The following is a 17,675-nucleotide window of genomic DNA, read 5'->3' as shown; positions in this document are numbered from 1 at the left end:
CAGACGGCCCTGGGGGTCGATCACTCAGTCCTCGGCGGTCAAGCCCTCGCGGAGCTGGGCGAGGGTCCTGGCCAGCAGGCGGGAGACGTGCATCTGGCTGATGCCGAGCTCCGTGGCGATCTGCGACTGCGTCATGTTGCCGAAGAAGCGCAGCAGGAGGATCTTCTTCTCGCGCGGCGGCAGTTTCTCCAGCAGCGGCTTCAGGGACTCGCGGTACTCCACGCCCTCCAGCGACTCGTCGATCATGCCGAGGCTGTCGGCGACGGCGGGCGCGTCCTCGTCGCCGGAGTCGGGCGCGTCCAGGGAGACCGTCGAGTAGGCGTTGGCGGACTCCAGGCCCTCCAGCACCTCCTCCTCGGTCATCTGGAGATGGGCGGCGAGCTCCGCGACGGTGGGCGCGCGGCCCTCCTTCTGGGCCAGCTCGCTGATCGCCTTGGTGAGGCTCAGCTTGAGCTCCTGGAGGCGGCGCGGGACGCGCACCGCCCAGCCCTTGTCGCGGAAGTGCCGCTTGATCTCGCCGACGATGGTGGGCGTCGCGTAGGTGGAGAACTCCACCCCGCGCTCCAGGTCGAACCTGTCGATCGACTTGATCAGGCCGATCGTGGCGACCTGGACCAGGTCGTCCAGCCATTCGCCGCGATTGCGGAACCGGCGCGCGAGATACTCCACCAGCGGCAGATGCATCTCGACGAGCTGGTCCCTGATGCGCTGCCGCTCAGGATCGTCCTCGGGCAGCGCCCGCATCGTGTGAAAGAGCTCCTTGGCCCTGGTGCGGTCGGGGACCGCACTGGACCGGGGAGGCTCCGGCACCACGACCTCGTCGGCCACCGTTTCCTCCTGGGTCTCCTCGGGGGAGGTGCGCTCGGCCGGCGTCACGCCGCTCCGCCCGCGCCGCGCCGCTTCTGGAGCGTGACCGTCACGCGGTCGTCCGGCCCGGCGGTGGCATCCACCTCTCCGGCCAGAGACGACAGAACGGTCCAGGCGAAAGTGTCGCGGCTCGGTGTGCGGCCGTCGACCGTCAGCACCGAGACCGAGATGCGCATGGCATCACCGGTGAGTTCGAACTCACAGGTCAGGTCGGTGCCTGGCACCGCCTGTGCGAGCAGCATCGCGCAGGCCTCGTCGACGGCTATGCGCAGGTCTTCGATCTCGTCGATCGTGAAGTCCAGCCTTACCGCGAGCCCGGCCGTAGCGGTGCGGAGCACCGACAGATAGGCACTCGCGGCAGGCAGCTTCACGGTGACGACGTCACGCAGGGTGAGCTTGGTGCCTGCCGTCATGGCAGCGGTTTCCTCAGTCACGTGTCTCCCTCTTCGGGGTTGCTCCGCTCCTTCTGAAACTACCGCGTGCCGACCACTTCGGCGCGATGCCACACGCTATCGAGCGACGGCCTGGAGCGCTTCGCCCGCCAACCGGTAGCCCGTCCACTCGGTCATCGCCTTGGCGCCGAGGGACTCGTAGAAGCGGATGGAAGGGGTGTTCCAGTCCAGGCAGGCCCACTCGTACCGGGCATATCCGCGGGTCACGGCCACGCGGGCGAGTTCGGCGAGGAGGGCCTTGCCATGGCCGCCGCCGCGGGCTTCGGGAGAGACGTAGAGGTCTTCCAGGTAGATTCCGTGTTTACCGGTCCAGGTGGAGAAATTAAGGAACCAGAGGGCGAAACCGACCGGAGTGCCCGAGGGGTCTTCGGCGATGTGGGCGAAGACCTTCGGCTCGTGGCCGAAAAGGGCCGCTCGCAGGTCGTCCTCGGTGGTCTCGACCTTGTCCAGTTCCTTCTCGTACTCCGCGAGGTCGCGAATGAATCCCAGGATGACGGGGACGTCGGCGATCGTGGCGGTGCGGACCTTCGTGCTCATCGAGTCAGCCTAACCGGGGGCGGACGCGGACGGCGCCGCGCTCTTGGCGCGGCGCCGCGTGGGGCGGGGCGTCAGGCGGCGCCGCGCCAGAGGTCGGGGCCGAAGACCTCGTAGTGGATGCGTTCGGCGGGCACGCCGCGCTCCAGCAGCGCCGTCCGGGCGGCGCGCAGGAAGGGCAGCGGGCCGCAGAGCAGGGCGGTGACGTCCTCGGGGAGGTCGACGGCCGAGAGGTCGGGGTAGCCCGAGCGCGCGCCGGACTCGCCGGGCTCCTCGTACCAGACGTGCAGGTCGGCCCCGGGCAGCTCGGCCGCGCAGGCCTCCTGCTGGACGCGGTGGGCGTGCGTGTCGGGGTGGCGGTCGCCGTGCACGACGGTGACCGACCTGTCGGACTTGTGCCAGGCGAGGTCGAGCAGCATCGACAGGGTCGGGGTGATCCCGACGCCGGCGGAGGCCAGCAGCAGGGGGCCGTCGCCCTCGGGCAGGACGAGGTCGCCGAACGGGGCGGAGACGGTGATCTCGTCGCCAGGGAAGACCTCGTCGTGCAGCAGGGCCGAGACCTCGCCCACGGGGCCGTCCAGGGGCCGCTCGCGCTTCACGCTGATCCGCCACTCGGCTCCGCCGGGGGCCTCCGAGAGGCTGTACTGGCGGATCTGGCGCGCGCCGTCGGCGAGTTCGACCTGGACGCTCACGTACTGGCCGGCCCGGAACGTCCCCGCGGGCTCGCCGTCGACGGGGCTGAGGGTGAAGGAGACGATGTCGGCGGTCTCCCGGGTGCGGCCGGTGACCCGCATCCGGCGCCACACCGCGCCGGGGAGCCCGCCGCCCTGTCCGATGCCGGCGGCCCGGTAGAGGTCGGCCTCGGCGGCCATGAGCGCGTCGGCCATCGACCAGTAGACCTCGTCCCAGGCGGCGGCGACCTCGGGGGTCACGGCGTCGCCGAGCACCTCGACGATCGCGCCGAACAGGTGCTCGTAGACGAGCTTGTACTGGTCGGCGAGGATGCCGAGGGAGGCGTGCTTGTGCGCGATCCGGCTGATCACCGCGCGCGGGTCCGGGGCCTGCTCGTCGGCATCGTCCCGCTCGGCCAGCAGCATCCCGGCCCAGGCCGCGACGGAGCCGGCGAGGGCGCGCTGCTGGTCGCCGTTGGCCTGGTTGCCGCGGTTGAACAGGTCGCGCAGGAGTTCGGGGCGGGCCTCGAAGAGCCTGGCGTAGAAGCGCTCGGTGATCTGGCCGAGATGGGCGCCGACGACGGGGAGGGTCGCGCGGACGACGGGGGCCGCGGTCTCGGAGAGCAGCATGGGGAACTCCAGATAATTGGTAGATCATCTACTGATTCAACGGCGGGCTGAGGCCGCGCGGGAGCGCGGGAAGGCTCAGCCGGGTGGTCGGAGGGTCAGTCCGACGAGGACCGGGCCTTCCGGGGAGGAGGTCAGGTCCTCGATGGTGATCGGGTCGAGGGAGGCGTAGAACGCCTCCTGGGCGCGGCGGAGGGCGCCGCGCAGGCGGCAGTCGCCGCGCAGGGGGCACGGGGTGTCGCCCTCGCAGGCGACGACCTCCTCTTCGCCCTCCAGTTCGCGCACCAGCCAGCCGACCGAGGCGCGGCGGCCGAGCGCGGTGAGTTCGAGGCCGCCGCCGCGGCCGCGCCGGGCGGTGACGACGCCGAGCCGGCCGAGCCTGCTGATGGCCTTGGCCATGTGCGCGTAGGGCACCTCCACGGCGACCGCGATCTCACGGGTCGTCAGGGGCGCGTCCTCCTCGGAGGACGCCAGCCGCATGACCGCCCGGAGCGACAGGTCGGTGAACTTGGTGAGGCGCACCCTTTGAAACTAGCAAAGTGGCATCTTTAATACCAATTTACGATGGGTGGGAAGAATCACCCGAACGTGGACGGTCCTCGGGGCGTCCAAGACGGTCCGGGAACGACGGCGCCCGGCCCCTCGCGTGAGGAGCCGGGCGCCGTCGGGATCGGGTCCCTTACTTCTTGGTCTCCCAGAAGATGGTGTCGATCTCGGCGATCTTGCCGAGAAGGTTCTCGGCGACCTTCACGTCGAGGCTGCCCTTGGTGCCACCGGCGCCGGCGAGCTTGGTGGCCTCGTTGAACAGCTCGTGGAGCTGCGGGTACTTCTCGAAGTGCGGCGGCTTGAAGTAGTCGGTCCACAGCACCCACAGGTGGTGCTTGACCAGGTCGGACCGCTCCTCCTTGATCGCGATCGCGCGGGCCTTGAAGGTCTCGTCGTCGCTGGCGTGGTACTTCTCGATGGTCGCCTTGACGGACTCGGCCTCGATGCGGGCCTGCGCGGGGTCGTAGACGCCGCACGGCAGGTCGCAGTGCGCCGAGACGACCGTGGTGGGTCGGAGAACGCTCACGGGTCGTGGTTCCCTTCGTGGGTCATGGTGGATCGGATCTTGTCGTAACGACATTACTCCGGCCGCGGGGCGGCGTGATCGAGGAGGTCGGGATGGGATGGAAGCCCGTGCGGGTGGAGGGGCGCTCGATGCTGCCCGGCCTCGCCCCGGGTGACCTGCTGATCGTCCGGACGGGCGCCGCGGTGCGCCCGGGGGACGTGGTCGTCGCCGAGCACGCCGGGACGCTCATGGTCAAGCGGGCGACGTTCCGGCAGGACGGCGGGTGGTGGCTGGAAAGCGACAACCAGAAGGCGCCGGGCAGAAGGGACAGCTGGGACTTCGGGGCCGTCTCTCAAGACGCGATCATCGGCCGCGTGCTGTTCCGCTATTGGCCTCTGCTGCGTTTGCGGCAAACGCCGGAGCAGTAGCGGCGCAGTTTCCGGACGTCCTCGGCGAGAAAGATGTTGTCGCAGTTATCGGCGGCGCACACCCCGAGCGCGCGGAATCCGCGGGTGCCGATCACCAGGCTGAGGCCCATCGCCGCGCCCGCCGCATAACGGTCCGGTACGGAACCGTCCTCGATCAGGTGCAGATGCCAGTCGCGGCCGTCGTGGTTGGACAGCGCCGGGTGGATCGGATGGCGCAGCAGGAGTTGGTTGACGCCGTCGGCGGCGCTGTCGTGGTCGCCTCCGGAGGCCGCCTCGAAGACGGTGCGGAGGTTCTGCCGGAGCTGCCGCATGGCCTCCAGGTCGCGGTAGGTCACCCGGCCCATGAGGTGCGGCCGGATCAGCAGCAGCTCCCGCAGCGTGTCCAGATCGCGCAGCGCGTCCACCGCGGGATCGCGCGTGTTGACCAGTTCGACCACCAGGTCCGCGTAAGAAAGGAGGTCCACGAGCGCCCTCACGGTGATCACAGAAATGCCGAATTCGCCCTTGTCTGTGAGTATCACATCAGGCAGCACCCGGTGAACCGTGAATTCTCCGGCAGGATTCACATGGTGAAAACAATCTTGCCGAACTGCTCTCCGGCGGCCATCGCGGCGAATCCGTCGCGGGCCTCGGTGAGCGGTATGACCCGGTCGATCGACGGCCGCAGACCCGTGGTGTCGAGGAGGTTCACCAGCCGGGTGAGCTGGTCGCGGGTGCCCATCGTGGAGCCGACGACCTGGAGCTGGAGGAAGAACGTGCGGGTCAGCTCGGCGGGGGGCGCGTCGCCCGACGTGGCGCCGGAGATGACGATCCGGCCGCCCGGCCGCAGCGACCTCGTGGAGTGCGCCCAGGTGGCCGCGCCGACGGTCTCCATGACCGCGTCGACCCGGTCGGGGAGCCGCGCGCCGGTCTCGAACACCGCGGCGGCGCCGAGTTCGAGCGCCCGCGCGCGCTTGGCCTCGCTGCGGCTGGTCGCCCAGATCCGGTAGCCGGTCGCCCCGCCGAGCGCGATCAGCGCCGTCGCGACGCCGCCGCCCGCACCCTGCACCAGGACGGTCCCGCCCGGCTGGACGCCCGACTTCTCGAAGAGCATCCGGTAGGCGGTGAGCCATGCCGTCGGGAGGCAGGCGGCCTCCTCGAAGGAGAGCGAGGCGGGCTTGGCGACGAGGTTGCGGCGCGGCACCGCGACCTTCTCGGCGAAGGTCCCGTCGTGGACCTCGGAGAGCAGCGAGCGCTTCGGGTCGAGGGTCTCGTCGCCGTGCCCGCGATCGGGGTCTCCGATCACCGCGTGCACGACGACCTCGTTGCCGTCCTCGTCGATCCCCGCCGCGTCGCAGCCGAGCACCAGGGGAAGCTGCTCGGCCCGCACGCCCACGCCCTTGAGGGTCCACAGGTCGTGGCGGTTGAGCGCGGCGGCCTTGACGGTGACGGTCGTCCAGCCTTCGGGCACCGCGGGGTCGGGGTGCTCCCCGAGCTGAAGTCCGGACAGGGGATTCTCCGCGTCGATACGCGCGGCGGTGACAGCGAACATGGCCGCACCCTAGCCGGACGGGGATGCCCGGCCCCGGCGCGGGGTGGTCCGGGGCGACGGACCGCCCCGCACCGGGACCGTGTTCTTCGGGCCTGGCCAGGCGTTTGAGAGCCCGGCTTCGCCGGGACGCCTTGCCAGGCCGTGTTCTTCGGGCCTGGCCAGGCGTTTGAGAGCCCGGCTTCGCCGGGACGCCTTGCCAGGCCGTGTTCTTCGGGCCGGGTCAGATGCGGTTGACGCCTTCGGCGCGGGCCTGGGCGGAGACCGCGGCGATCACCGCGGGGGCGACGCGCTCGTCGAAGGGGCTGGGGATGATGAAGTCCTCCGACAGCTCCGCGTCGGTGACCACGGAGGCAAGCGCCTCGGCCGCGGCGACCTTCATGCCCTCGGTGATCGAGTGCGCGCGGACGTCGAGGGCGCCCTTGAAGATGCCGGGGAAGGCCAGCACGTTGTTGATCTGGTTGGGGAAATCGCTGCGGCCGGTGGCCACGACGCGCGCGTGGGCGCGGGCGACCTCGGGGTGGACCTCGGGGGTCGGGTTCGAGAGGGCGAAGACGATCGCGTCCTCGGCCATCGTGGCGATGGCGTCCTCGGCGACGGTCGAGCCGGACAGGCCGATGAAGAAGTCCGCGCCGCGCAGGGCCTCCTCGGTCGAGCCGGTCAGGCCCGCCTTGTTGGTGACTGCGGCCAGCGCCTTCTTGCTGTCGTTGAGGCCGTCGCGCCCGGCGTAGACCAGGCCCTTGCTGTCGGAGACCGCGATGTCGCCGACGCCCGCGTTCAGCAGGATGCGGCAGACCGCGATGCCCGAGGCGCCCGCGCCGGCGATGACGCCGCGCATCTGCGACAGCGGCTTGCCGATGAGGCGGGAGGCGTTCTTGAGCGCGGCGAGCGAGACGATCGCGGTGCCGTGCTGGTCGTCGTGGAAGACCGGGATGTCGAGGGCGGCGCGCAGCCTGTCCTCGATCTCGAAGCAGCGGGGGGCGCTGATGTCCTCCAGGTTGATCCCGCCGAAGGACGGGGCCATCCGGATGACGGTGTCGACGATCTCGTCCACGTCGGTCGTGGCGAGCGCGATCGGCACCGAGTCGACGCCGGCGAACTCCTTGAACAGCAGGGACTTGCCCTCCATGACCGGCATGGACGCGGCGGGCCCGATGTCGCCGAGGCCGAGGACCGCGGTGCCGTCGGTGACGACGGCGACGACCTTGGAGGTCCAGGTGTACTCGTAGGCCAGTTCCGGGTGGTCGGCGATGGCGGTGCAGACGCGGGCCACCCCGGGGGTGTAGGCGAGGGACAGGTCGTCCTTGTCGCGGACCGGGATGGTCGAGCGGACCTCGAGCTTGCCGCCCACGTGGAGCGCGAAAGCCGGATCGTCGGAGTAATCGGGAAGATCAGTAGCCACAGCGACCCCACTGAAAGAAGAAGTTTCGGAATTTCGGGCAGACGCCAGAGGTAGACACCCTGCCTTCAGGTGGGGGGGTGTCGGGTTGGTCGCCTCTCGAGGAACACGGGGGTCACCCGTCCAGCGATTGTGACATACCCGTGCCGGACTTCAAACAGCAGGTCCCGGGTGAGGGATAGGTCACTCTTGTCCGTTTCTTCGGCGTTTGCTGGACGGGGCTTGGGCGGGTTCCGCCCGGATGGGACGCGGTCCCGCACCCATGAGCTCAATGCCCCTCAGAGCATTATTTAGCAATGAAGCAAAAGAGCGCAATATTTCCTGCGGTGCTGTCTTGCCTGTTGGGACAGATTTATGCTTCACAGACATCTGTGGAGGTGGGGACGGGAGCGAGGCAGTGCGGTGGAAGGTGCTGGACGGGCTCAGGAGGCCCGCGGGAGCCGAGAACGCCCTGTATTCCGTAGAAACGCCGAGCGCCCGGATCCGGCCACTTCTCGGCGGAGGCGAGCCGTCCGGGCGCTTCGGGGGAGTGCTCAGTCCAGGTCGTCGTCGTCCTCGTCGTCGAGCCGCGCCAGCCAGGTGGCCAGCCGCTCGACCGGGATCTCGAACTCGGGATTGAGGTCGACGAACTCGCGCAGGCGCTCGGCGACCCACACCATCGAGACCTCCTCCTCGCCGCGGCGGGCGACCAGTTCCTCGATGCCGCGGTCGGTGAAGTACATGGCCGTCTCCTCGTCTGAAGGGATCGGGGTGTCAACGGATCGGATGCTCGGGGTAGCCAGAAGGCCCCGGCGCGCGCGCCGGGGCCTTTCCGCTCAGGTCGGCGGCCGGGGCCGCCTGGTGTTCCGGTGCGCTCAGGCGCTCGGGAACAGCCGCTTCAGCATGGCCTCCTGCTCGGCGGCGTGGGTCTTGGCGGACCCGACGGCCGGCGAGGAGGACGCGGGCCGCGAGACCAGGTTGAGCTTGGTGTCGAGGTAGCTCGGCAGCACCAGCGCGAAGGTGGGCCAGGCGCCCATGTTCTTCGGCTCGTCCTGCACGTAGGTGATCTCGACGCCGGCCGGGTACTTGGCCAGCTCGGCCTTGATCTCGTCGATCGGCAGCGGGTAGAGCCGCTCGATCCGGACGACGGCGGTGTCGGTGATGCCCGCCTTGTCCCGGGCCTGGACCACGTTGTAGTAGATCTTGCCCGTGGTCAGGACGACGCGCTTGACGCCCGCAGGGTCGATCTTGTGGTCCGGGATGACCGGCTGGAAGGCGCCCGAGGTGAACTCCGCGGCGGCCGAGGTGGCGTCCTTGGAGCGCAGCAGCGACTTCGGCGTGAAGACGATCAGCGGCTTCTTGCGGCCCGACAGGGTCTGCCAGCGCAGCATGTGGAAGTAGTTCGCCGGGGTCGTCGGGTACACGACGGTCATGTTGTCCTGGGCGCACATCTGCAGGTACCGCTCGATGCGGGCCGAGCTGTGGTCCGGGCCCTGACCCTCGTAGCCGTGCGGCAGCAGCAGCGTCAGCGGCGCGCGCTGGCCCCACTTCTGCTCACCCGAGGAGATGAACTCGTCGACGATCGACTGGGCGCCGTTGGCGAAGTCGCCGAACTGGGCCTCCCACATGACCAGGGCGTCCGGCCGCTGGAGCGCGTAGCCGTACTCGAAGCCCATCGCCGCGTACTCGCTGAGCAGCGAGTCGTGGACGTAGAACTTGTTGACGCCCTGGATGAACGCCGACAGCGGGGTGTGCGTCTCGCCGGTCCGGCGGTCCACCAGCACCGCGTGGCGCTGGCCGAACGTGCCGCGCTGGACGTCCTGGCCGACCAGGCGGACCGGGTGGCCGTCGATCAGCAGGGAGCCGAACGCGAGCATCTCGCCGGTCGCCCAGTCGATGGCGTCCTCGTCGACGCTCTTGACGCGGCGGTCGAGCACCGGCTGCAGGCGCGGGTGCACCTGGAAGCCCTCGGGCAGGTTCGCCTGGGTCTCGATGATCCGCTTGACCGTCTCGGCGGAGATCGCCGAACCGGCGGCCCCGTGGTCGATCGGGATGCGGTCCTCGTCGGGCGGACGCACGACGGCCCCGGGCGGGGTCGGCGCGCCCGCGGCCTCGCGGACCTCGGTGAACGCCCGCTCCAGCTGCTGCTGGTAGTCCTGGAGGGCCTGCTCGGCCTCCTCGACGGTGATGTCGCCGCGGCCGATGAGGGCCTCGGTGTACAGCTTGCGCACCGAGCGCTTGGCGTCGATCAGGTCGTACATCAGCGGCTGGGTGAACGAGGGGTTGTCCGCCTCGTTGTGGCCCCGGCGCCGGTAGCAGACCATGTCGATGACGACGTCCTTCTTGAACGCCTGCCGGTACTCGAACGCGAGGCGGGCGACCCGGGCGCAGGCCTCGGGGTCGTCGCCGTTGACGTGGAAGATCGGCGCCTGGATCATCCGGGCCACGTCGGTGGAGTACACCGACGAGCGCGAGTACTCCGGCGCGGTCGTGAAGCCGACCTGGTTGTTCACCACGATGTGCACGGTGCCGCCGGTGCGGTAGCCGCGCAGCTGGGACAGGTTCAGGGTCTCGGCGACCACGCCCTGCCCGGCGAACGCCGCGTCGCCGTGGATCAGGATCGGCAGCACCGAGAAGCCGGACTCGCCGATGTCGATGACGTCCTGCTTGGCCCGCACGACGCCTTCGAGGACCGGGTTGACCGCCTCGAGGTGCGACGGGTTGGCCGTCAGCGAGGTGCGGATCCCGTTGCCGTTCCAGGCCTGGAAGTCGCCCTCGGCGCCCAGGTGGTACTTCACGTCGCCGGAGCCCTGCGCCGAGCGCGGGTCCAGGTTGCCCTCGAACTCGTTGAAGATCTGCCCGTAGGACTTGCCGACGATGTTGGCGAGCACGTTGAGGCGGCCGCGGTGGGCCATGCCGATGACCGCTTCGTCCAGGTGCGCCGTCGCCGCGGCGGTGATCACCGCGTCGAGCAGCGGGATCAGGGACTCGCCGCCCTCCAGCGAGAACCGCTTCTGGCCGACGAACTTGGTCTGCAGGAACGTCTCGAACGCCTCGGCCGAGTTCAGCCGGCGCAGGATGTGCAGCTGCTCCTCGCGCGAGGGGGCCTCGAAGGGCCGCTCGACGCGCTCCTGGATCCAGGCGCGCTCCTCGGGGTCCTGGATGTGCATGTACTCGATGCCGACGGTGCGGCAGTACGAGCTGCGCAGGACGCCCAGGATGTCGCGCAGGCGCATGGTCGGCTTGCCGCCGAAACCGCCGGTGGCGAAGTCGCGCTCCAGGTCCCACAGGGTGAGGCCGTGCTGGAGGATGTCGAGGTCCGGGTGGCGGCGCTGCTTGTACTCCAGCGGGTCGGTGTCGGCCATGAGGTGGCCGCGCACGCGGTAGGCGTGGATCAGCTCGTGCACGCGGGCGATCTTGGCGATGTCGTTCTCGTGGGTCGCCGAGATGTCCTGGACCCAGCGGACGGGCTCGTACGGGATCCGGAGAGACTCGAAGATCTCGTCGTAGAAGCCGTTCTGGCCCAGCAGCAACTGGTGGACGACGCGCAGGAAGTCGCCGGACTGGGCGCCCTGGATGATGCGGTGGTCGTAGGTCGACGTGAGCGTCATGACCTTCGAGATCGCCATCCGGGCGAGGCTCTCCTCGGAGGCGCCCGCGTACTGCGCGGGGTACTCCATGGCGCCGGCGCCGATGATCGTGCCCTGCCCCGGCATGAGCCGCGGCACGGAGTGGACCGTGCCGATCGTGCCCGGGTTGGTCAGGCTGATCGTGCCGCCCATGTGGTCTTCGATGGTGAGCTTGTTGGCCCGGGCCTTGCGGACCAGCTCCTCGTACGCCGCCCAGTACTGGCGGAAGTCGAGTGTCTCGGCGGCCTTGATCGACGGCACCACGAGCTGGCGCTGGCCGTCGGCCTTCTTGATGTCGATCGCCAGGCCGAAGTTGACGTGCTCCGGCTTCACCATGGTGGGCTTGCCGTCCACCTCGGTGTAGTAGGCGTTCATCTCCGGCATCACCTTGAGCGCCTGCACGATGGCATAGCCGAGCAGGTGGGTGAAGGAGACCTTGCCGCCGGTGCCCCGCTTGAGGTGATTGTTGATCACGATGCGGTTGTCGATCAGCAGCTTCGCCGGGACGGCGCGCACGCTGGTCGCGGTCGGCACGGAGATGCTGTTCTCCATGTTGGCCACCGTCTTGGCGGCCACTCCACGCAGTTTCACCTCCTCCGCACCGGAGGTCACCGGAATGGGCTGCGCCTTGGGCGCCGCCTTCGCGGTGGGGGCGGGCGCAGCCTTGGGTGCCGCGGGCGCGCTGGGCGCCGCGGGGGTGCTCGGGGCTGCCGCGGCGGCGGCGCCGTTCACAGGCTGAGCGGGCTTCGCGCCCGGCTGGTAATCCGCGAAAAAGCTCCACCAGGCCTTGTCGACCGTCTCAGGGTCTTCCAAGTACTTCTGGTAGAGCTCATCGACCAACCACTCGTTGGCGCCGAAATCACTTAGATCGGCAGGGGTGTGCGACTCGCTCGACACGGCGGAGATCGCCCTCTTCCGCAGCTCGCAGGTGGGTTCTAAACGTCCATAAGGCTACTCGCCTCAGGGAGCGCGCGCTGCCGTGACCTCCGTCGTATCCGGAGACGGCCGCCGCCGGAGAGGGTTCGGAAGGGGTGGGGTCCCACTAGAGCCGGATTCGGTTCAGTGCTACCAATGGGTACCCGGCCCATGGTCCACTGGGGTCCCACCCGCTCTCGGCTCGCCCGCCGACGCCCGAGTGCCGGATTCGTCAACGACAGGGAGCGCAAGCAATGTCTGAACTGAGGTACGACGGCAAAGTCGCGATCATCACCGGCGCCGGCCACGGTCTGGGCCGCCAGCACGCGCTGGAGCTCGCCTCCCGCGGCGCGAAGGTGGTCGTGAACGACCTCGGCGGCGACCTCCACGGCGAGGGCGCCTCGACGAGCCCGGCCCAGGAGGTCGTGGCGGAGATCGTCAAGAACGGCGGCGAGGCCGTCGCCAACGGCGGGAACGTGGCCACCGAGGAGGGGGCCGCGTCCATCGTCCAGACGGCGATCGACACGTTCGGCCGGATCGACATCCTGATCAACAACGCGGGCATCCTGCGCGACAAGTCCTTCAAGAACATCACCACGGGCGAGTGGGACGCCGTCATCGCCGTCCACCTCCGCGGCGCGTTCCTCGTCACCAAGGCGGCGTGGCCCCACCTCGTCGAGTCCGGCGGCAGGGTCGTCAACACCTCCTCGCCCGCGGGCCTGTTCGGCAACTTCGGCCAGGCGAACTACTCGACCGCCAAGATGGGCCTCGTCGGCTTCACCCGGACCCTCGCCGCCGAAGGCAAGAAGGCCGGGATCAAGGTCAACGCGATCGCCCCCGTCGCCTACACCCGCATGACCGCCGACCTCTTCCCTGCGGAGTTCGCCGAGAAGCTGGGCGTCGAGCAGGTCACCCCGCTGGTGGTCTTCCTGGCGCACGAGAGCGTGCCGGACAGCGGCCAGGTCTACACCGTGGGCGGCGGCCACATCGCGAAGATCTTCGTCGCCGAGGGCCCCGGCTTCACCAAGAAGGACGGCCTGAGCGTCGAGGACATCCGCGACAACTGGGAGCAGATCTCCACCCAGGAGCCGTTCGCGATCTACGCCAACATCGGCGAGCAGACCACCGCCACCTTCCAGGCCCTGGCGTAACCCGTGGTCGGCTTCACCCGCAAGGACGGGATCGCCACGATCACCCTGAACCGTCCGGAGCGGCTCAACGCGATCACCCCGGAGAACGTCGAGGAGATCCTCGCGATCCTGAACGGGCTCAAGACCGACACCGAGACCAAGGTCGTCATCCTGACGGGTGAGGGCCGCGGGTTCTGCGCCGGGATGGACATCCAGGGGCAGGGCCTGGCGGGCTCCGGAGGCGGCAAGGGCGAGGGCCAGGGCCGCATCCAGAAGATCTACCAGGGCATGGTCAGATCCGGGGAGATCGTCCTCGGCCTGCGCGAGATCCCCCAGCCCGTCATCGCGGCGCTGCGCGGCCCCGTGGTGGGCATGGCCTTCTCGATGGCGCTCGCCTGCGACCTGCGCGTCGCGGCGCCGTCGACGAAGTTCCACACCCCGTTCCTGAACCTCGGGTTCTCGGCGGGCGACCTGGGGCTCACCTGGATGCTGCCGCGCCTCATCGGCACGGCGCGCGCCGGCGAGATCTTCTACCGGGCTCGGTCGATCGGCGCCGAGAAGGCGCTGGAGCTGGGGCTGGTCACCGAGATCGCCGAGGACGACGTGGCGGGCGCCGAGGCGCTGGCCGCCGAGCTGCTCACCCGCTCGCCGTTCGGGCTGCGGCACACCAAGGAACTGCTGAACCTCTCGCTCGACGCGCCGGGCCTGCGCACCCAGCTCGCGATCGAGAACCGCACGCAGACCCTCGGGTTCCTCACCGAGGACCTCCTGGAGGGCATCGCGGCGACGATGGAGAAGCGGGCGCCGAAGTTCCGCGACCGCTGACCTCGGGCGCGGCGTGCACGCGCGAAGAGCCCCTCGGAGGCTTCCGGGGGGCTCTTGTCATGCCCTCTCATCCCGCCCGCGGGGCTGCGTCACTCGGCCGAGAGGGCAGCCTTCGGGCAGGAGCGGACGGCGTGGCGGACCTTGTCCTCCTGGCCGGCCGGGACCTCCTCGGTGAGAACCGTGAGGTTGTCGTCGTCGTCGAGGTCGAAGACGTCCGGGGCGAGCCCGACGCAGACTCCGTTCGCCTCGCACACGAGGTAGTCGACGGTGACCTTCATGGCAGTTCCTCCTCAGCCGAGCTTGCGGTGTCCCGGGGGTTGTACCACGAGTGGCCCGACTCGCCGAATCTCGTTCGGTTCCGTGCCGCCCGGGACCGGGGTGCCCTCCGCCTCGCCGAAGTAGAACACGTTCTAATATGGCCGCACAAGTCCCCGCCCCACCAGGTGTGGCCTAGCACACACCCCCTGCCCCTGGGATGCGAGGGCCCTATGCGGGAGTGTTTCCTACCCACCCCGAACCCGCTGGACGAAGGCGCCTGAACGATGACCGAGACCCTTCCGGAGATGCCCGCCGAACTCCTGCGGGCCGCCCTCAACGCCAAGGGCTTCATGCCCCCGGACGAAGGCAGGGCGCTGTACGAGACCGCCGTGCACTACGGCCGCCTCGGCCCGATGCTCGAAGTCGGCACCTACTGCGGGAAGTCCGCGATCTACTTCGGCGCCGCGGCCCGCGAGGCGGGGACGGTCCTGGTGACGGTCGACCACCACCACGGCAGCGAGGAGAACCAGGCGGGCTGGGAGCACCACGACCCGTCCCTGGTGGACCCCTGCACGGGCCGCATGGACACCCTCCCGGTCTTCCGCAAGACCATCGGGGCCGCGGGCCTGGAGGACGTCGTCGTCGCCGTCGTGGGCACCTCCGCGACCGTCGCGCCCCTGTGGTCGACCCCGCTGTCCCTGCTCTTCATCGACGGCGGCCACAGCGAGGAGTTCGCCCAGGCCGACTACACCCACTGGGCCGGCAAGATCATGATCGGCGGCTGCCTCGCCATCCACGACGTCTTCCCCGACCCCGCCGACGGCGGCCAGGCCCCCTTCCACGTCTACGAGCGCGCGATGGCCTCCGGCGCCTTCACCGAACGCCGCATCCAAGGCTCCCTACGCATCCTGGAACGCACCTCAGACGCCGACCCGATCGCCTAGGCCCCGTCACCGGGCGCGACGAGGCCCCGCTCGTAGGCGAGGATGACGAGCTGGACGCGGTCGCGCACCCCGAGCTTGGCGATCGCCCGCGTCACATGCGTCTTGGCGGTGAGCGGGCTGATCACCAGCTCGCGCGCGATCTCCTCGTTCGACAGGCCCCGCGCGACCAGGCGGACCACCTCGTTCTCCCGCGCCGTCAACGCCTCCAGCGGCGCGGACGGGCGGGCGGCGGCCCCGGCGAACCGAGCGACGACGCGGCGCGTCACCCCGGGCGACAGCAGCGCCTCCCCGGCCGCCGCGACGGCCACAGCGCGCCGCAGCTCCGCCGGCTCGACCTCCTTGGTGAGGAACCCGCTCGCCCCGGCCGCGAGCGCCTCGAAGACGTGCTCGTCGGTGTCGAAGGTGGTCAGCACCACGACCTTCGTCTCCGGCCGGGCCGCGAGGATCCTCCGCGTCGCCTCGATCCCGTCGATCCCGGGCATCCGGATGTCCATCAGTACGACGTCCGGCGCGAGCCGGTCCGCGAGCGCGACGGCCTCGGTCCCGGACGCGGCCTCCCCGACGACCGCGATGTCCCTGGCCCGGGCGAGCAGACTACGGAAGCCCGCTCGCACGAGCGCCTGATCATCGGCGAGCAGCACGGTGACGGTCACGCCGCCGATCCTCCCGCATCGAGGGGCAGGACCGCGCGGACGGTGAACCCGTCGCCGGACTCCCACTGCACCGACCCCCCGAGCGCCGTGACCCGCTCCCGCATGCCCGTCAGGCCGTGCCCGGGGACGACGGGGGAGGCCGGCGTGCCGTCGTCGGACACCTCGACGCGTAGCGCGCGGGAACCGGCCACCAGGGAAACGGAGAGGTGGGTGGCCCCGGAGTGCTTGAGGGCGTTGGTGACGGCCTCGCGGACCACCTGGTAAGCCGCGAGGCTCTGTGCGGCCGGGACGGCGGCCAGATCCCAGCCCTGGAAGGACTCGATCTCCAGCCCGGCCGCGCGGGCGGAGTCCAGGAGGCGCTCGATCTCCGGGAGGCCGGCCTGGGGCGCGCCGCGCAGGTCCCCGACGAAGGCCTTCAGGTCCGCCATGGCCGCGCCGCGCGCCTCCCGCGCCGTGGCGAGCGCCGCGCGGGCGGCGTCGAGATCGACGCCAGGGCCGTCGGGGTCGTCGCAGAGCGCGTCGGCTGCGACGTTGAGGTGGACGCCCACGACGGCCAGGGTGTGCGCCACGACGTCGTGGACCTCCCGCGCTATCTCCACCCGCTGTTCGGCGAGGAGGGCTCTTCCCTCTTGCTCGCGCAGTTCCTTCTGCTGGGACCGCCGCTGGGCGTTCTGCCGCACGATCGTGACGAGCGCGAGCGGAAGCCCGAGCCAGAGTGCCTCCGTCGCGACCCGGATGACCGACTCGGGTACCGAGGTGGAGAAGAAGACGATCTCGCCGAAGACCGCGAAGGCGAGGAGTGCGGAGACGGTGGTAGCGGCCACCGCATAGCGCCTCGCGGAGTATGCCGCGAGCAGGGCCGGTACGAGCGGCCACGCCCAGCCCGATTCGTAGAGACCGGTGGTGCGGAAAGCGCAGAGGACGAGGGCCGAGAGGACGAGCACGGTTCCCGGTGCGCGATCCCGCAGCATCAGGAGGACGCTGAGCGCGGCTCCCAGCGCGAACGAACCCTCCCAGCTGATGGGAGCGCCCACAACGGCCGGGGCTAGGACGACGGCGATGAAGATCAGGGGGCAGACCGCCGCGTAAGCAGCGGACTGGACAAGAAGGTCGCGCCTCATCCCGCGGCCTCGCGGGTGGAGGCGGCGGCGAGGGCGAGCCAGGCGAGGGCGCCGGCCAGGAGCAGGCGTTCGGCGAGGCCCAGGGGGGCGCTGTGCGTGAGGGCCATGCGGTCGGCGAGGCTCAGGGCGAAGAGGACCAGCCCGGTCGTCATGGTGGCGGAGCAGGCGCGGAGGGCGTGCAGGGGGAGGCCCGTCGAGCGGCGCAGCGAGCGGGTGACGACGTGGGCCGCGGCGCACAGGAGGATCAGCGCGGTCCAGGCGGCGGCGCCGTGGACCGACTCGGAGAGCGAGGGGGCCTGCCAGCGGCCGGGCGGGTCCGCCGGGAACACCGCGGCGACCGCGAAGCCCGCGGCGGACGCGGCGAGGAGCCGCCGCCCCCGCCCGGCGAGCGCGGCCGCGGCGGCGACGGCGAGGGCCAGGGCGGCGATCCCGAGGGTCACCAGCCACCCGTGCGCCCCGTTGACGTACCTGCTCACCGGCTCGGCGACGGGGTCGTAGCCGGGGTGCACCAGGTCGGAGAGGGTGAAGGCGGCGAAGGCGACGGCCGCGGCGGTGCCGGCGGTTCTGCGGAGGGTTCCGGCCGAGGTGCCCGGCCGGGTCGTCGTGTGCGTCATGGTCGAAAAGCTATTTTTCCGGCCGCCCCCGCACGTCGTCCAGAAGCAGG

Annotated in this window: 19 protein-coding genes; 4 read left to right on the top strand and 15 right to left on the bottom strand. The window is 70.3% G+C overall.

Going from position 1 to position 17,675, the window contains the following annotated elements; all coding sequences use genetic code 11:
* Window positions 1-24 precede the first annotated feature (24 nt).
* From ACYVOM_RS02355 to sodN, 6 genes are all read right to left on the bottom strand, one after another.
* Window positions 25-744 carry an RNA polymerase sigma factor SigF gene (locus tag ACYVOM_RS02355; protein WP_230612830.1) on the bottom strand — a complete coding sequence of 240 codons (720 nt, stop codon included), beginning with the start codon at window positions 742-744 and terminating at the stop codon, window positions 25-27.
* A gap of 128 nt (window positions 745-872) precedes the next feature.
* Window positions 873-1,301 (bottom strand): ATP-binding protein, encoded by a 429-nt coding sequence (locus ACYVOM_RS02350; RefSeq protein ID WP_460301512.1) that lies wholly within the window; start codon window positions 1,299-1,301, stop codon window positions 873-875.
* A 75-nt stretch (window positions 1,302-1,376) separates the two neighbouring features.
* Window positions 1,377-1,856 carry a GNAT family N-acetyltransferase gene (locus ACYVOM_RS02345; protein ID WP_460301511.1) on the bottom strand — a complete coding sequence of 160 codons (480 nt, stop codon included), beginning with the start codon at window positions 1,854-1,856 and terminating at the stop codon, window positions 1,377-1,379.
* 71 nt (window positions 1,857-1,927) lie between these two features.
* Window positions 1,928-3,154, bottom strand: a complete 1,227-nt coding sequence (locus ACYVOM_RS02340; RefSeq protein ID WP_460301510.1) for a globin domain-containing protein — start codon at window positions 3,152-3,154, stop codon at window positions 1,928-1,930.
* 75 nt (window positions 3,155-3,229) lie between these two features.
* Window positions 3,230-3,673: an RrF2 family transcriptional regulator gene (locus tag ACYVOM_RS02335; protein WP_460301509.1), complete on the bottom strand. Its 444-nt coding sequence runs from the start codon at window positions 3,671-3,673 to the stop codon at window positions 3,230-3,232.
* A gap of 157 nt (window positions 3,674-3,830) precedes the next feature.
* On the bottom strand, window positions 3,831-4,223 hold the full coding sequence (gene sodN / locus ACYVOM_RS02330) for a superoxide dismutase, Ni (RefSeq protein ID WP_460301508.1): 393 nt from the start codon (window positions 4,221-4,223) through the stop codon (window positions 3,831-3,833).
* Window positions 4,224-4,315: 92 nt separating this feature from the next.
* Between sodN and ACYVOM_RS02325 the strand changes: the two genes are divergently transcribed.
* Complete coding sequence (locus tag ACYVOM_RS02325) at window positions 4,316-4,630, top strand: S24 family peptidase (RefSeq protein WP_460301507.1); 315 nt, start codon at window positions 4,316-4,318, stop codon at window positions 4,628-4,630.
* Here ACYVOM_RS02325 and ACYVOM_RS02320 read toward each other — a convergent pair.
* The 5 genes from ACYVOM_RS02320 to ACYVOM_RS02300 form a co-directional block, all read right to left on the bottom strand.
* Window positions 4,588-5,163, bottom strand: coding sequence for a CGNR zinc finger domain-containing protein (locus tag ACYVOM_RS02320; protein WP_460301506.1), 576 nt, complete (start codon window positions 5,161-5,163; stop codon window positions 4,588-4,590). The two genes, ACYVOM_RS02325 and ACYVOM_RS02320, sit on opposite strands and share 43 nt — an antisense overlap.
* A 29-nt stretch (window positions 5,164-5,192) precedes the next feature.
* A complete protein-coding gene (locus tag ACYVOM_RS02315; RefSeq protein WP_460301505.1) occupies window positions 5,193-6,161 on the bottom strand; it encodes a zinc-binding dehydrogenase in 969 nt (322 codons plus the stop codon).
* A 220-nt stretch (window positions 6,162-6,381) separates the two neighbouring features.
* Window positions 6,382-7,560 carry an NAD(P)-dependent malic enzyme gene (locus tag ACYVOM_RS02310; protein WP_460301504.1) on the bottom strand — a complete coding sequence of 393 codons (1,179 nt, stop codon included), beginning with the start codon at window positions 7,558-7,560 and terminating at the stop codon, window positions 6,382-6,384.
* A 530-nt stretch (window positions 7,561-8,090) separates the two neighbouring features.
* Window positions 8,091-8,279, bottom strand: coding sequence for a DUF6104 family protein (locus ACYVOM_RS02305; RefSeq protein ID WP_460301503.1), 189 nt, complete (start codon window positions 8,277-8,279; stop codon window positions 8,091-8,093).
* Window positions 8,280-8,411: 132 nt separating this feature from the next.
* Window positions 8,412-12,062, bottom strand: coding sequence for a multifunctional oxoglutarate decarboxylase/oxoglutarate dehydrogenase thiamine pyrophosphate-binding subunit/dihydrolipoyllysine-residue succinyltransferase subunit (locus ACYVOM_RS02300; protein ID WP_460301502.1), 3,651 nt, complete (start codon window positions 12,060-12,062; stop codon window positions 8,412-8,414).
* A 272-nt stretch (window positions 12,063-12,334) separates the two neighbouring features.
* On the opposite strand from ACYVOM_RS02300, the gene ACYVOM_RS02295 reads away from it, so the two are divergent.
* The gene (locus tag ACYVOM_RS02295) at window positions 12,335-13,231 is read left to right on the top strand and encodes an SDR family oxidoreductase (RefSeq protein ID WP_460301501.1); all 897 of its coding nucleotides are present in this window, start codon (window positions 12,335-12,337) and stop codon (window positions 13,229-13,231) included.
* A gap of 3 nt (window positions 13,232-13,234) precedes the next feature.
* Window positions 13,235-14,035 (top strand): enoyl-CoA hydratase/isomerase family protein, encoded by an 801-nt coding sequence (locus ACYVOM_RS02290; protein ID WP_460301500.1) that lies wholly within the window; start codon window positions 13,235-13,237, stop codon window positions 14,033-14,035.
* An 89-nt stretch (window positions 14,036-14,124) separates the two neighbouring features.
* On the opposite strand, the gene ACYVOM_RS02285 is transcribed toward ACYVOM_RS02290, so the two are convergent.
* Entirely contained in the window at window positions 14,125-14,313 is a 189-nt protein-coding gene (locus ACYVOM_RS02285) for a ferredoxin (protein ID WP_460301499.1), read from the bottom strand.
* 264 nt (window positions 14,314-14,577) lie between these two features.
* Here ACYVOM_RS02285 and ACYVOM_RS02280 point away from each other — a divergent pair, with 264 nt between their 5' ends.
* Window positions 14,578-15,237 (top strand): class I SAM-dependent methyltransferase, encoded by a 660-nt coding sequence (locus ACYVOM_RS02280; protein WP_460301498.1) that lies wholly within the window; start codon window positions 14,578-14,580, stop codon window positions 15,235-15,237.
* Here ACYVOM_RS02280 and ACYVOM_RS02275 read toward each other — a convergent pair.
* From ACYVOM_RS02275 to ACYVOM_RS02265, 3 genes are read right to left on the bottom strand one after another with little or no spacing between them, the layout of a single operon-like run.
* Window positions 15,234-15,890, bottom strand: coding sequence for a response regulator (locus tag ACYVOM_RS02275; RefSeq protein ID WP_460301497.1), 657 nt, complete (start codon window positions 15,888-15,890; stop codon window positions 15,234-15,236). The two genes, ACYVOM_RS02280 and ACYVOM_RS02275, sit on opposite strands and share 4 nt — an antisense overlap.
* Entirely contained in the window at window positions 15,887-17,011 is a 1,125-nt protein-coding gene (locus ACYVOM_RS02270) for a sensor histidine kinase (protein ID WP_460301496.1), read from the bottom strand. Before ACYVOM_RS02270 ends, ACYVOM_RS02275 begins: the two co-directional genes overlap by 4 nt.
* Window positions 17,008-17,625 (bottom strand): DUF998 domain-containing protein, encoded by a 618-nt coding sequence (locus ACYVOM_RS02265; protein ID WP_460301495.1) that lies wholly within the window; start codon window positions 17,623-17,625, stop codon window positions 17,008-17,010. Before ACYVOM_RS02265 ends, ACYVOM_RS02270 begins: the two co-directional genes overlap by 4 nt.
* Window positions 17,626-17,675: the final 50 nt, after the last annotated feature.

This window comes from Actinocorallia aurea, assembly GCF_054783995.1.
Note: the sequence above shows the minus strand (reverse complement) of the source record. Positions and strands in the feature narration are given on the sequence as shown.